This window comes from Ignavibacteriales bacterium (assembly GCA_016709765.1).
Classification (GTDB): Bacteria; Bacteroidota; Ignavibacteria; order Ignavibacteriales; family Ignavibacteriaceae; genus IGN3.
In genome coordinates this window covers 428214-443291 of sequence record JADJMD010000012.1, presented here as the reverse complement: position 1 = coordinate 443291, position 15078 = coordinate 428214, and the positions used below count along the sequence as shown (strand labels likewise).

The following is a 15078-nucleotide window of genomic DNA, read 5'->3' as shown; positions in this document are numbered from 1 at the left end:
AGATATAAATGAATTACAAAAATCTTGTACTAGATGTTAATGAACACATTGCTGTTCTAACTTTAAATCGTCCTGAAAAATTAAATGCTCTTAATCACGAAACTTTAACAGAACTGCAACAAGCTTTTGAGAAGTTAAGAACTGATGATAATATTTTTGTTGTGATCTTAACAGGAAGCGGTGAAAAAGCATTTATTGCGGGTGCTGATATCTCCGAAATTAATAAGCTAAATCTGCTGGATGGAAAAAAGTTTGCGGAATTTGGTCAGTCTGTTTTTTCAATGATTGAAAAATTTGATAAACCTGTAATAGCCGCAGTAAATGGATTTGCTCTCGGCGGTGGTTGTGAACTCGCACTTGCATGTCATATAAGATTGGCAAGTGAAAACGCAAAATTTGGTCAACCAGAAGTTAATCTTGGTATAATTCCGGGATACGGCGGCACACAAAGATTAACAAGACTGATAAATTCCGGTAGAGCAGCAGAAATGATTTTGACTGCAGATATGATTGATGCTTCTGAAGCATTACGAATGGGATTAGTAAACAAAGTTTATCCGCAAAGTGAATTACAAAGTAAAGCCTTTGAAATGGCTGCTAAGATTGCAAGCAAAGGACAGCAGGCAATTCGGTTTGCTCTCAAATCTATTAAAGTAGTTGATGAAGTATCATCACACGAAGGACAGAATATGGAGGCCGCTATGTTTGCACTCTGCTGTGGTACTGAAGATTTTAAAGAGGGAACGCAAGCTTTTTTAGAAAAAAGAAAACCAGTTTTTATACATAAATAAATTAGAATAAAATTTTTAATTGTTCAAAGTGGTGCATTAAACAGAATTATCAGCAGGCAACATTGAACTTAATCTTGAACTCAAATGACTAAATCATCCCTACCAAAAAATTTTGCTCTAATTCTGTTTGGAATTGTTGTACTCCTTCTTTTTAGCAACATCATTATTACGAAATATATTAATAAAGATGAGCAGCCTAATAATAGGAAAACACTTTCTGGAATTGAGATTGATAAATCATTTCATTCAGCGCTTATGAACTTTGGATTTTCTGACAATTGGATATTAAAAAAGAAATTAAAAAAAAATTCAGGGGATTCTCTATTCGCATCGTACTCAGTCAAATGCCCAAAAGATGTTCCAATCCATTTATTGCTTCTTGAATTAAAAAATATTTTTTGGGAAAATGACGTTTTACTTAATGCAGAAGAAATTGTAGCAGGTAAAAAGTCAATTCTAAAACTGTCGTCAGAAAATAAATTAAAACTTGCTGTTGAGTTTTTTTATGATGAAAACGTTATTCGTGAATTTGGAACTGTTTCATTTCTTGTCTCCGATTTGCCATTACAAGATGATAAATTGTTGAATAATTTTTTGAAAACACCCGAATTATTTTATTGTGCGTTAATTCCAAATTCTGATTCGAAGAAACATTTATCAGTTTTATCAAAAGCAGGAAAGCGTTTTGCCTTAATGTTGAATGATGACATAGATGAATTGGATTATAAGCTTGCAAGTAATTATTCTGATGACAGAATAGTAAGATCTATTAAAGAGATTGTAGGAACATTTTATTCTGCTGCTTTTTTTATAGTCGATGAAAAATCTGATTTGTATGCATCAAAAAAATATCCATATATAGAAGAACAGCTTAAAAAAAGGGGAATAAGGATTATTACAAAAGCTAAATTGGGAACTTTAAATTCTAACAGTATCAATATCGCTGATAATTTTCAAGATTTTATGTTATCTGTTCAAAAGAAAGATGAAAAAGTTTTATTAGTTAAAGCTGAGGAATTCATAACTATCTCAACACTAATTCCTGCATACAGAAAAATTGGCTACAAATTTATTTATCCGGGTGATATAATTATTAAGAGATGATTTCATAAAATAATTATATTACTTCCCCAAACAAGTTTACTTCTACAATCTCAATTTTCATTTCATTTAGATTATTAATCAATAAATTTTTATCACCCACAAGAACGATTGTAAGTTTATCATTTATTATAAAATCCTTAGCTGCTTTATCTACTTCTGTTTTTGAAACAGCATTTACGTTTTGAATATAGGTCTCAAAATAACTGTCCGGTAGATTATATAATATTTTTCCGGCAATGCCTGAAGCGATCTGCCGATAAGTCTCAAAGTTAAGCGGAAATTTTTTTGTGATAGAAGATTTTGCAAATTCAACTTCAACATCACCGACTCCATTACGAATATTATCCAATTCAAAAAGAATTTCTCTTACTGCATTAGCTGTGTTTTCAATTCCCACAGAAGTTGAAACTTCAAAAAAAGCTGTATCCTTAAAATATTGAAATCTAGACGTTGCTCCGTAAGTGTATCCGTTTCGTTCGCGCAGATTAAGATTTATTCTACTTGTAAACTGTCCTCCTAAAATTGTATTAAGTAAATATCTTTGAAAAAAATCTTTTTGATTCCTTTTTTCAGTTATGTGTCCAACGCGGATTTCGGTTTGAACAGATCCTTCTTTATGATACAAATATATTTTTTTGTCTGGATTATTTGATGTTGCAGAAAATGAAATATCTTTCTGAACATTTTGCCAGTTAGAAAAATATTTGTTAAGCAAACGCAAAAGATCATTTTGCGTTATATTTCCTACAACAATTAAAGCAGCATTTGAAGGGAAGAAATAATTTTGATAATAATTTTTAATTTCATCTACTGAAATTGAAGCTACAGTTTCTTCATATCCGGAAACAGGAAATGAGTAATTGTTTGATTTACCTAAAACAATCATATCAAAAATTTGATCAGCTAAATATTCAGGCTCATCTTTACTTTGAATTATTCTTGAAATTAGTTTCTTTTTTTCTCTCAAAAAATCATCATTATAAAAAGATGGTTTAAGTAAAACTTTACTGAATAATTCTATTGATCTTTCAAAGTTTTCTGAAATACTTTGCAGGCTTAGATTTATAAGATCATTATCAGTAGAAATATTGAAGCTTGAACCAAGCATATCAAATTCATCACTTAATTGTAATGCATTTAATCCATCTGCACCTTCATCCATAACAAGCGAGGTTAAGTATGCTAATCCATTTTTATTTTTAGGGTCATATTTGCTGCCAGCATTAAGCATTAGGTTTAATCTTACTATTGGAAGCTTATCTTTCTGGATGGATATTACTCGTAATCCATTGTCCAAGAAAAATTCTGTTGGCTGAGGAAGATTGAAACTAATTTCTAATTTTGATTCAGGCTTATTTTTTCTATCTAGCATTATAATTCTCTCTTGGGTGTGATACGAAGTTCTACAAATGGTTTTGTCAGATAATTTTTAACAGCAGTTTGTATTGAAAGTTTATCCACATTGTTGTAGCGTTCAAGATCGCGAGAAAAGGAATTTGGTTCATTCAAATAATAGTTATAATGATTAAGATAATCGGCAACAGTATCAAGATTTTGCATTGCAAACACAAACTGCGCTTTAATTCCGTTTTTAGATTTTTCCAGTTCGCTATCAGTAACATCTTTAGATGAAAATTTACTCACTTCATCCAAAATTATTTTTTTTAACTCATCAAGTTTAATCCCTGGTTGAGCGGTTGAAATGATCATAAACTGTCCGCCAAATTTTCCGGAATATTGAAAAGCTGTAACATCCTGTGCTATCTGTAAATCAAATACTAATTTTTTATAAAGACGAGAATTTTTGGAACCAGTTAAAATATCCGCTGCAACTTCTAAAGAGGAATCATCTTTCCCAAAAATTAAATCTGAATGCCAGGCGAGATAAATTCTATCAAGCTGAACATTATCTCTATGCTCAATTAAAATATTTTCTTCTAAAGTTACTTTATTTGATTCAGGTTTATGATTCGATTCAAATGGTTCAATTGTGCCAAAATATTTTTCTATAAGTTTTACTGCATTATCTTTTTCAAAATCTCCGGCAACTACAAGACAGGCGTTATTTGGAGCATAGTATTTCTTGAAAAAGTTTTTTACATCATCAAGTGTGTAACTTTCAATATCTATTAAGAATCCTATTGTTGACCAACTATATGGATGATTTTCCGGATATAAATTTGTGTTTATTAATTCCCAAGCTAATCCATAAGGCTGATTGTCATATCGTTCCAATCTTTCATTTTTTACAACATCTTTTTGATTATCCAGTTTTTCTTGAGTTAAAGCAGGTAAAAAATATCCCATTCTATCTGATTCAAGCCAGAGTGCAAGTTCTAAATAATTAGCAGGAAGTTTTTCATAATAGTTTGTTTTGTCTGTTGATGTTGAACCATTTAAAGTTCCACCAGCTTCTTGGATATAACGGAAGTGCATTTCTTTTGGAACATTTTCCGAACCTTGAAACATCATATGTTCAAATAAATGTGCTAAGCCGGTTTTACCCATTGTTTCATAAGCTGATCCGACTTTGTACCAAATGTTTACCGAAACAAGCGGCACTGATTTATCTTGATATAAAATATATTCAAGTCCGTTTGTTAGTTTTCCTTTTATGCAATCAAGATTTAGATGATTCAATTTTTTCTTTCTGCTAATTCAAGTGATTTTGTAACACTGTTCGCCGTCGCGGATTAGTCTGTGATATTTAGAATTTCCCAGTTTGCGGATTAAAGTCTGCTCTACGATAATTCACAATTATTTTAATAAAAACTCTATTCGTTCAAGCTTTCCATCAATATTAACGTTCGGAAAGATACAAAGTAATTTTGCTAGTAACGGGTAAATATCTATGTTATTAATTGTTCCAGTTGAAAATGCTTTTTTAAAATCAGGACCGATAGCATAAAATATTCCTTGCATGTCCATATTTGTTGGATCATATCCGTGATTACCAAGTGGAAATTTTTTTGAATACTTCTCAATATCTTGAGTATTAAACAAGCTGTAACCTAAATCTGCTAGAACAATAATTTCTGCTACAAGTGGATTATTTTTATAATGCAAATAATCAGGAAAGTCCTTTTTCCAATAAACTTTATAATTTTTTTCAGAGTCTTTTAACTTCTGATAAACAGCATTTTTTTGATCTTCCTCCGGATATATAAACATCATAGGTCCTTTGTCTGATATTTTAAATTTAAATTCTGAAAGCAGTTCGTCAATATTTATTACTCGTTCTGGACTTAGTTTAGTCATTCCATGATCTGAAACAATTATGATATTCGTGCTATCCAATAAATTTAATTTTTGCAATCCTAAAAACAGTTTCCCAATAAGACTATCCTCCATTGCAATTGCTTGATCGACTTCTTTGGAATTTGGTCCGTAATTATGTCCACAAGTATCTGTAGCATCAAAATAGAGCATAATAAGATGAGGTCGCTTCTCGTAAGGAAGCTGCAACCATTCCATTGCACCATTAATTCTCTGATCATACGGTGTTGTATAAATAAATTTTTTAGAATAATCCGGTCTTCTATAATCAACATTTGCTTCAGAACCAGGCCAAAAATAGCTAGCTGTCATTACGCCTTGTCTTTTTGCAGTTTCCCAGATACCTTCTCCTTTATACCACTTTGCATCATTTTTAGCAATGCTATCCCACAAAGTATATCTTTGATCTGTAAATAGGTTAGTAAAATCGTTCGCAATTATTCCGTGATTTTCCGGATGCATTCCTGTTACAATAGAATAATGGCTAGGAAAAGTCTTTGAAGGGAAACACGGTTGTAGTGATAATGCATGAACGCCATTTTTTAATATATAATCTAAATTAGGCGTTAATCCTCTATCAGAATAATCCCATCGAAAAGCATCCAAAGATACAAGTATAGTATAGTTTGTTTGTTGCCCAAAAAGCAATATGGAGTTAAGGAAAATTGTAAAGGCAAGAATTTTAATTGGGGATAACTTTTTCATATAATTTTCTTTTTTTTTCTTCAAAAATGATAAATTTCTTGGTAAAAAACTGTATTTAGCTTCAAAAATAAAATTTATATTAAAAGCAAGCATTAAATAGATATTAACAAAATATTAATTTTAAAAAAAATCCAAACTAAACTTGCATAAAAAATTGTTTACCCTGATATTTCTTGTACATTTTATTGATTCTTTGCTATGCAAAAAAAATTTACTATTAAACTTATCCTAAATGCACTATCCCTTAAATTATTTCAAGGAGAAAATATGATCAATCGTTATACATTGCTATCATTTTTCGTAGTGTTGCTTATAACATTTACTCTTATGCAAACTAATGCATTTGCACAAGGCGTTACCACAGCAGCTATGAATGGAATGGTAGTTGACTCGAAAGGCGACCCATTACCGGGTGCTAATATTATTGCTGTTCATACTCCATCAGGAACACAATATGGAACTACTTCACGTATAGATGGAAAATATAACCTTAACGGTCTTAGAACTGGTGGTCCTTATAAAGTTACTGTATCATTTGTAGGATACAGACCACAGATTTTTGAAGGTCAGATGCTTCAATTGGGACAAAATATAAAATTAGATTACACTTTATATGAAGAAGCACTTGAGCTTGGTGACATAACCGTAGTTGGTGAAAAGAATGCTATTCTTTCTAACAATAGAACCGGTGCTGAACAAAATGTTACTGCTAGAGATATTGAATTAGTTCCTTCAATTGGTAAAAACTTCGGTGATTTTGCTAAATTATCTCCACAAGCTAATGGGAACAGCAGTTCTATAGCGAGTAGAAACAATCGTTATAACAATATCCAGATTGATGGTACACAGTACAATGATTTATTTGGTCTCGGTGCAACAGGTGCTCCTGGTGGACAAGCAGGTACAACTCCTATTAGTATTGATGCTATACAGGAATTTCAAGTTATTGTTGCTCCTTATGATGTTAGATACGGCGGCTTTACTGGCGGTGGTGTTAATGCAATCACTAGAAGTGGTACTAACAAATGGTCCGGTTCAATTTTTGGATATGGAAGAAATCAGTCTTTAGTTGGGAAGGGTGCATTTATCACTGATGATCCTGCTACTACAACTGATGAACAAAAATATCCTGATTTTAAGGAGTATGCAGTTGGATTCAGACTTGGTGGTCCAATTGTTAAAGATAAACTATTCTTCTTTGCAAATGGTGAAATAACCAGAAAAGATCAACCATTAAGCAATATATCTTTAGTTACAGGTAAATCAACTGTCGATTCATTAGCCAGAAGATTTTCTGAAATTTTACTAAGCAAGGGCATGGATCCAGGTACTTACGGTGCCTCAACAGTTGAGCAGCCAAGTCAAAAATTCTTTTTCAGATTAGATCTTAACCAATCTGAAAATCATAAACTTACTTTAAGACATAATGTTGTTTCTGCATATAACGATATTTTAGCTAGCAGAAATTCTAATAACTCATTATCATTTAACACGTTTGCCTACAGAATTAGAAATATAACTAACTCTACTGTACTGCAAGTAAATAGTAATTTTGGTAATAATTTAACAAATGAATTAATTCTTGGCTTTACATCTATAAGAGATAGAAGATCTGGTATTACAGATAAAACTCCTGAAGTTAGAGTTACAAAAGAAGATGCAATTTTAATTGCAGGTCCTGATAGATTTTCATCGGCAAACGAACTTGACCAGGATGTTTTTGAGTTATCAGATAACTTTTCTGCATACCTTGGTAACCACGTTCTGACTGTTGGAACTCACAACGAGTTTTTCACTTTTAGAAATTTATTTGTTAGATCATTTTATGGATATTATGAATTTAATACCTTAACAGATCTTGCAAATAGTACCCCAAGTTATTATCAAAGACAATTTGCACAAGATCTAAGTGGTGGTAAACCATCAGCTAGATTTAGCGTAAATCAGCTTGGTTTTTATGTTCAGGATGAATGGACGGTTGCTCCTAAATTTAAATTAACTTTTGGTGTTAGAGCTGATATTCCATTTCTGCCAACAGAACCTGCATATAATGATTCAGTTGCAAAATACTTCCCTGGCTATTCAACTGGGGATGTCCCTAACGGAAACGTAATGTTTTCCCCAAGATTAGGCTTCAACTGGGATGTTATGGGTGATAGAACATTACAGGTTCGTGGTGGTGTTGGAGTATTTACCGGCAGACCAGCTTATGTTTGGATGTCAAACAATTATGGTAATTCAGGTAAACTTATTGCTGAAGTTAACCAGGCTACTGGTGGTAATGTTGGGTTTTCTGTTGATCCATACAATCAACCAGGTGTTGGTGATCCTGGAACAGGTGCTCCTAATTTAAGATCAGAAATTGATCTTGTTGACCCAAATTTCAAATGGCCTCAAATATTAAGAGCGAATTTAGGTGTTGATAAACAATTACCGTTGGATATGATTGGAACAGTTGAGTTTATGTATTCTAAAGCAATTAATGATTTGATTTATGAAAAATTAAACTTAGGACAAAATACAACAACTATTCCTGGTGAAAACAGAACAAGATACAGTGGTACACAATCGTATAATAACTTCTTCGATGTACTATTATTAAAGAATACAGATCAGGGATATCAATATAACTTTACTGTTCAACTGCAAAGAAATGTACCTCTTGGCTTATCTTTTAATACAGCTTATACATATGGTGTTTCTAAAGATGTTAATAGTGTATTGTCTTCACAGGCACAATCACAAATCAGATACAATCCTATATACAATAATCCAAATGATCCACCATTGACCACATCTAGTTTTGATCTTGGACATAGAGGATTCATCTCTGCATCATATACGCAAGAATTTTTTGCTAATTCACCAACAACAGTATCTGTATTTTACAATATTCAATCCGGTCGTCCGTTCTCATATACCGTTAACGGAGATTTGAATAATGATGGGCTAAATGGAAATGATCTTTTCTTTATCCCTGCTAGTGCTGACGATATATTGGTTGGTGCTGTTACAGGCGGCGTTTATGTAGAAAACGCAGGACAGAAAGCTGATTTAATGGCATTTATTGAGAATGATGAATACTTATCAGGAAACAAAGGTCAGATATCAGAAAGAAATGCTGCAAGAAATCCATGGAATGATGATCTTGATCTTCGCATTTCTCAATCATTAGGTATACAAGGAATTGGACGTTTTGAATTGTCTCTTGATATCATAAACGTTTTCAACCTGGTTAATAGCGAATGGGGATGGTTTCAAACAACTCCTCAAGATACTTATACTATCGTAACTTTAAATGGCACGGATCCAGCAACTGGCAAACCAGTTTATAGATTTAGTAAACCAGCCACTAATACAGCCTGGTCACCTTCAGATCTATTATCACGCTGGCAGATGCAATTAGGATTGAGATACTCATTCTAATAAGCATTCTTATTCTTACATTAAAAGGCGATCTTCGGATCGCCTTTTTTATTATTCCATTAATGTTTTCCGTGAAATCAAATTGTAAACTAGGAAAGATTTTTTAACCAAAAGAATTCAAAATAAAGCGTCATTAAGAACACAAAGAGCAAACTTAGTTGATACATAGACCTTTGTACATCCTTTGAGTTATTTGTGGTTAAAGTTTTCTTTTAAAATATTAAGACTAATGGTTAAGTATAAATAAAAAATCCAGTCTATAATAGAAACTGGATTTATAAAAATAAATTAATTGAAAATATTTTTTAGTGCAGTAATTTTAAAACTCTATCAGGTCTAATAGAGCCTAATAATTTAAACAATTCTGAAAATGGAATTTCTCTATCCCATGAAAATAAGGTAATAAACGCTTCGCCAACTACAGCATCGCGAGGGACCAAGCCCCAAAAACGGCTATCCAGACTATCATCTCTATTATCACCCATCATAAAGTAGTAATCTTTTTTAAACGTGTAGGATGAAACCGGAATTTTATCAACCACAACTGCATTGCCTTTAAGTTCGACAACTCTTTTACCGTTTTCTCTATCAATAATAGTTCGCCATTGTTCTACGTTATAAATGTTTAGTGGAATTGTCATCCCTTTTTTAGGTATAACTAGTGGGCCATAATTGTCTTCATTCCATTGCATTCCTTTAGGAAAAATTCTTGGTTCTGTATATCCTTCCGGAGCAGGTCTAAGATAACTGCCATACTGTCCGCGGTAATATTTAATAAATGGTGGTTTCCAAAATTCTTTTCCATTTACAAAAACTACTTTGTCTTTAATCACAATTGTGTCGCCCGGTGTTCCGATACATCTTTTAACATAGTTCACATTTTTTTCAGTTGGTTCAAGCTGATCTCGATCTCCTGGATATTCAAATACAACTATATCTTTTGCTTTAGGTTCTTTTAATGCCGGAAGAGTAAAGAATGGAAGCGCCACTTCTGTAAATGGAATATATCGAGGTGAACTTGATCCATATATAAACTTATTTACAAGAACAAAATCTCCAACAAGAATTGTGTCCTCCATAGATCCTGTCGGGATTCGAGTGTTTTGTATAATAAATGTTATAATAAATAAAGCGGCTATTCCTGCAAATCCTAACTGTTTAAAGAACTCTGCAATCTTACCGGCAATTGTAGTTGGTTTAGGCTTTTCTTTTTTCTTAAAAAAGTTTTTCAGTTTTTCCTGAAATGACAATTTGGTTTCTCCGTTTTTTGATTAAATCTTAAAATTAACTCTAAAAAATTTGCTACTGTCTTTCATGCCCTTGAAAACGAGAATCCTAAACTAATAAAAAAAATGGATTCCCACTTTCGTGGAAATGACAAACCTGCAACTCGGCAGATAAGTCCTGGCTAAGTTGATAATGCTTTTAGTAAAATCTCATTAACAATTTTTGGATTTGCTTTCCCTTTTGATTCTTTCATCACCTGTCCGACAAAAAATCCAAAAACTTTTTCTTTTCCAGCTTTGTATTCTTCAACTTGTGCTGGATTTGCAGTAATAATTTTTATTATGATCGATTTAATCTCAGAAGTATCAGAGATCTGAACAAGATTTTTTTCTTTTACTATTTGTTCGGGATCGGAATTACTTCCTATCATTACCGGGAAAATATCTTTAGCAATTTTACCGCTTATTGTTCCATCTTTTATAAGATTAATCAGCTTACCCAAATTTAACGGTGTTACAGTGAAATCCGAAATATCAATTTTCTTTTCATTAATAACTGCAAGAACTTCGCTTGTTACCCAATTACAAGCAGTTTTGTAATCATCAGTTACCGAAATAACATTTTCATAATATTCAGCAAGCGATTTTGTTTGGGTTAAAATTTCTGAATCATAAACAGAAAGTGAATAATCTGAAATAAATCTTTTTTGTTTTGCATCTGGTAATTCTGGTAAACTTTTTGCGATTTCGGATTTCCAATTCTCATCAACAATTACGGGCAGTAAATCGGGATCAGGAAAGTATCTATAATCGTGTGCTTCTTCTTTACTGCGCATAGGATGTGCTTCATTAGCATCAGCATTCCATAAAAGTGTTTGTTGAACAATTGTTTCACCATCTTCAATCATTTCAATCTGTCTTTTAACTTCAAACTCAATTGCGCGCTCAACGTTACGGAATGAGTTCATATTTTTAACTTCAGTTTTAACACCAAACTTTTCTTCACCTTTTAATCGCACTGAAATATTTGCATCGCATCTAAGTGAACCTTCTTCCATGTTTCCATCACAAATTCCGAGATACTGAACAATCTGTTTAATTTTACTTAAATATAAATATGCTTCTTCTGGTGTTCGAATATCTGGTTCACTAACTATTTCCATCAAAGGAACTCCGCATCTGTTCACATCAACCAAAGTTGCAGAGCTTTGATCGTGTATAGATTTTCCGGCATCTTCTTCTATATGGATTCTAGTTATTCCAATTTTTTTAGATTCAGAATCTTTAGGGTTAACTTCAATAAATCCGTTTTCACATATTGGTTCTTCGTACTGAGAAATTTGATAACCTTTTGGTAAATCCGGATAGAAATAATTTTTTCTTGCAAAGATAGACCGCTCATTGATTCGACAGTTTGTTGCTAAACCCATTAATGCTGTAAACTCAACAACCTTTTTATTCAAAACAGGTAAAACTCCCGGATGCCCAAGACATACAGGACAAGTATTACTGTTTGGATTATTGCCAAACTTAGTTGAACATCCGCAAAAAATTTTTGAGTTTGTTAAAAGTTGGGTGTGAACTTCTAAACCTATTACTGCTTCGTATTTTGTATTCATAAATTCATATTGTTTACGGGCGCAAATATATGGATGATGAACTTTATATAGAAAGATCAAAATTTTTCTATTATGATAAATGGATGAAAAGTTTGCCGTACGGTTTTATATTACTTTAGATATAATTATTTTCAACATCAATTATTCACCTATAGCTTTATGGAACGATTACAAAAAGTTGGATTTACACTTGGATTAGTTTCCTTCGTATTAATTTTGATTTTTTTTAATCCAACTCCGGAAAACCCAAACGTTGGAAAAGTTGCTGCAGTTGCAATTCTTATGGCAATTTGGTGGATTACCGAAGCTGTACCTTTAGCTGCAACATCATTAGTCCCGTTAGTATTCTTTCCAGTTTTTGGTGTGCTTTCCGGGTCGGATATCTCTGCCTCATACATAAACTCAGTCATCTTTTTGTTCATTGGCGGATTTATGCTTGCAATCGCAATGGAAAATTGGGGCTTACACAAACGAATAGCATTAAAAATCATTTCAATCTTTGGCGGAACAGCAAACTCAATTTTATTTGGATTTATGTTATCCGCCGCATTTCTTTCTATGTGGATATCAAACACAGCAACCGCTGTTATGATGTTACCTATAGCACTTGCCGTAATAACTAAAATAGAAAATGAATTTGGAAAAGAAGAAACTAAAAAGTTTTCAAAATCTATTCTACTTGGAATTGCATATTCGTGCTCTATCGGAGGAATTGCAACTTTGATTGGAACTCCACCAAACCTTGCTTTGTTGAGAATTCATAAAATTGCATTTCCAAATGCTCCAGAAATATCATTTGGAAATTGGATGCTGTTGGGTCTTCCAATCACAATAATTCTTTTAATAATTACCGTGCTATTTTTATCGAAAGTATTTTTTAAATCAAACAAAAAAATAAATATCAGTAAAGATTTTATTAGAAATGAATATAATTCACTTGGAAAATTTTCTTACTCCGAAAAAGTTATTGCAATAGTTTTTGGAATAACATCTTTACTCTGGATTTTTAGAACTGACTTAAATCTTGGATTTATAAAAATTACTGGTTGGTCCTCAGTATTTTCAACACCGGAATTTATTGATGATGGAACAATAGCAATAACAATGGCGTTTTTACTATTTCTTTTTCCGTCCAAAGATGAAAAACAAAAAACAATTCTTGGGGCAAATGTATTTGAGCAAATACCTTGGGGAATAATTTTATTGTTTGGCGGTGGATTTGCACTTGCAACTGCTTTTAGTTCAAGCGGGTTATCAGAATATATTGGGAATAATTTACGTGGATTATCAAACATCCCCACTTTTGTATTAATACTAATTATTTGTGTAATAATTAATTTTCTCACAGAGCTTACATCAAACACCGCAACAACTCAAATGATACTTCCAATTCTTGCTTCAGTTTCTGTTGCGATAGGATTAAATCCATTACTTTTAATGATAGCCGCAACACTTTCTGCATCTATGGCATTTATGATGCCTGTGGGAACTCCGCCAAATACAATTGTTTTTGCAAGTAAACGATTGAGAATCTCAGATATGGCAAAAACCGGATTTGTGCTTAACATTTTAAGCGTAATCATAATTTCGGTTTTCGTTTATTTTATTGGTACAATTTTGTTTGATTTACATACTTTTCCAAACTGGGCGAAGTAATTTGGATATAATATTTGCGAAGGATTTCTTTAGATAAACACAAAATGATCATAATTACCAACAATTTATTAATGCAATAGATTTTTACTTTTCTTATATTTGTTCCTGCCTAATACCCATTTTACAAAATCATTACAGAATGAATATTAAAAATACAATACTAATTTTCCTGATAGCTGTGGCCTCACATTTTGCCCAAACTGCATCTACTTATTTTCCATCTCTACAAGGGTACAAATGGAATTTTAAATCAGTTCCGCTCGATTCGCTCAATAATCCTATTGATTCTTTGGGATTTTATGGAATTGATTCTTTTGCCGTTGTAACGCCATATTTTGGAAAAACTGCTAATGTTGTTTTATCCAAAACGGGGACATTAGGTGTGATAAATTCAATTCCTTACTTAGATTCAATCTATTACAATTTTGAATCATCAAATGGATTTGAATATTTTGATCCAAGAACCTTTTCAAGCTTATTAGGAAATGTAGATACAACGCTGGGAATTAATTTTGTAACATTTTTTAATTCATTGGAAGGTTGGTATTCTTATTACCGGTTTGCTTCTGGTAACAATGTGGAATATCAGATATTTAAAAAAGATACTGCTATAACTGTAAATTCAATTTCTGCAACTATAAGATTTGAATTGATTGGAAAAAAATTGGCGGATGAATCTTTAACTACTGCAATTGGCACTTTTGATTGCAAAAAGTTTTTGTTGGAAGTTAGAATTAGTTATTTACTCTTGAATATTATACCTGTAAAGATGTTTGGTGTTGAAAATACAGTTTGGTTAGCACCAGACAATTGGAAAGTTAAAAGTTATATTCCAACAACAAATGTTGATTTATCATATTTGGGATTTCCAGCCTTTAAAATTCCTGGACTAGCATCAAACATTACAACATCAATTACAAGTTTGGAAGAAAATAATTCTAAAGTAGTAAAAGATTTTCAATTATATCAGAATTTTCCAAATCCATTTAATCCAAATACAAAAATTCATTATTTTATTCCAAATATCATTACAGCCGCAGGTAGAAATCTAAATGTTGTAATTAAAATTTATGATGTATTAGGAAATGAAATTAAAACTCTTGTTAACGAAGAAAAACCGGCGGGGAATTATGAATTTGATTTCATTGCATCGTATTTACCAAGCGGAGTTTATTTCTACCGATTGCAGGCAGGCCATTTTTCTCAAACAAAAAAAATGATATTACTTAAATGATAACTATTACCCGTTTTTTAAAAACTCAACTAATTAAATTA

10 protein-coding genes are annotated in these 15078 nt (G+C 32.1%); 5 read left to right on the top strand and 5 right to left on the bottom strand.

The genetic code is table 11. The features are described 5' to 3' along the window. The first annotated feature begins 8 nt into the window (after positions 1-8). Together IPJ23_07815 and IPJ23_07810 are read left to right on the top strand one after the other, a co-directional pair. Positions 9-791: an enoyl-CoA hydratase/isomerase family protein gene (locus IPJ23_07815; GenBank protein MBK7630592.1), complete on the top strand. Its 783-nt coding sequence runs from the start codon at positions 9-11 to the stop codon at positions 789-791. 84 nt (positions 792-875) lie between these two features. Then, on the top strand, positions 876-1895 hold the full coding sequence (locus tag IPJ23_07810; GenBank protein MBK7630591.1) for a hypothetical protein: 1020 nt from the start codon (positions 876-878) through the stop codon (positions 1893-1895). Positions 1896-1908: 13 nt separating this feature from the next. Here IPJ23_07810 and IPJ23_07805 read toward each other — a convergent pair whose 3' ends face one another. From IPJ23_07805 to IPJ23_07795, 3 genes are all read right to left on the bottom strand, one after another. Then, complete coding sequence (locus IPJ23_07805) at positions 1909-3267, bottom strand: insulinase family protein (protein ID MBK7630590.1); 1359 nt, start codon at positions 3265-3267, stop codon at positions 1909-1911. Further along, on the bottom strand, positions 3267-4535 hold the full coding sequence (locus tag IPJ23_07800) for an insulinase family protein (protein ID MBK7630589.1): 1269 nt from the start codon (positions 4533-4535) through the stop codon (positions 3267-3269). Before IPJ23_07800 ends, IPJ23_07805 begins: the two co-directional genes overlap by 1 nt. 117 nt (positions 4536-4652) lie before the next feature. Further along, a complete protein-coding gene (locus IPJ23_07795) occupies positions 4653-5876 on the bottom strand; it encodes an alkaline phosphatase family protein (protein ID MBK7630588.1) in 1224 nt (407 codons plus the stop codon). Positions 5877-6143: 267 nt separating this feature from the next. Here IPJ23_07795 and IPJ23_07790 point away from each other — a divergent pair, with 267 nt between their 5' ends. Continuing rightward, complete coding sequence (locus tag IPJ23_07790; protein ID MBK7630587.1) at positions 6144-9302, top strand: TonB-dependent receptor; 3159 nt, start codon at positions 6144-6146, stop codon at positions 9300-9302. Positions 9303-9607: 305 nt separating this feature from the next. Here the strand turns inward: IPJ23_07790 and lepB are convergent, their stop codons facing one another. Together lepB and gatB are read right to left on the bottom strand one after the other, a co-directional pair. Then, positions 9608-10552: a signal peptidase I gene (gene lepB / locus IPJ23_07785; GenBank protein MBK7630586.1), complete on the bottom strand. Its 945-nt coding sequence runs from the start codon at positions 10550-10552 to the stop codon at positions 9608-9610. 158 nt (positions 10553-10710) lie between these two features. Then, positions 10711-12147: an Asp-tRNA(Asn)/Glu-tRNA(Gln) amidotransferase subunit GatB gene (gatB, locus tag IPJ23_07780; GenBank protein ID MBK7630585.1), complete on the bottom strand. Its 1437-nt coding sequence runs from the start codon at positions 12145-12147 to the stop codon at positions 10711-10713. A gap of 159 nt (positions 12148-12306) precedes the next feature. Here gatB and IPJ23_07775 point away from each other — a divergent pair, with 159 nt between their 5' ends. Both IPJ23_07775 and IPJ23_07770 read left to right on the top strand, forming a co-directional pair. Next, positions 12307-13803, top strand: coding sequence for an SLC13/DASS family transporter (locus IPJ23_07775; GenBank protein ID MBK7630584.1), 1497 nt, complete (start codon positions 12307-12309; stop codon positions 13801-13803). Between the two features lie 769 nt (positions 13804-14572). Next, positions 14573-15037, top strand: a complete 465-nt coding sequence (locus tag IPJ23_07770; GenBank protein MBK7630583.1) for a T9SS type A sorting domain-containing protein — start codon at positions 14573-14575, stop codon at positions 15035-15037. The last annotated feature ends 41 nt before the right edge of the window (positions 15038-15078 follow it).

Coding starts and splice junctions, on each gene's coding strand:
- IPJ23_07810 (MBK7630591.1), top strand. CDS start 876: ATGACTAAATCATCCCTACCAAAAAATTTTGCTCTAATTCTGTTTGGA.
- IPJ23_07790 (MBK7630587.1), top strand. CDS start 6,144: ATGATCAATCGTTATACATTGCTATCATTTTTCGTAGTGTTGCTTATA.
- IPJ23_07795 (MBK7630588.1), bottom strand. CDS start 5,876: ATGAAAAAGTTATCCCCAATTAAAATTCTTGCCTTTACAATTTTCCTT.
- IPJ23_07815 (MBK7630592.1), top strand. CDS start 9: ATGAATTACAAAAATCTTGTACTAGATGTTAATGAACACATTGCTGTT.
- IPJ23_07775 (MBK7630584.1), top strand. CDS start 12,307: ATGGAACGATTACAAAAAGTTGGATTTACACTTGGATTAGTTTCCTTC.
- IPJ23_07770 (MBK7630583.1), top strand. CDS start 14,573: ATGTTTGGTGTTGAAAATACAGTTTGGTTAGCACCAGACAATTGGAAA.
- gatB (MBK7630585.1), bottom strand. CDS start 12,147: ATGAATACAAAATACGAAGCAGTAATAGGTTTAGAAGTTCACACCCAA.
- IPJ23_07805 (MBK7630590.1), bottom strand. CDS start 3,267: ATGCTAGATAGAAAAAATAAGCCTGAATCAAAATTAGAAATTAGTTTC.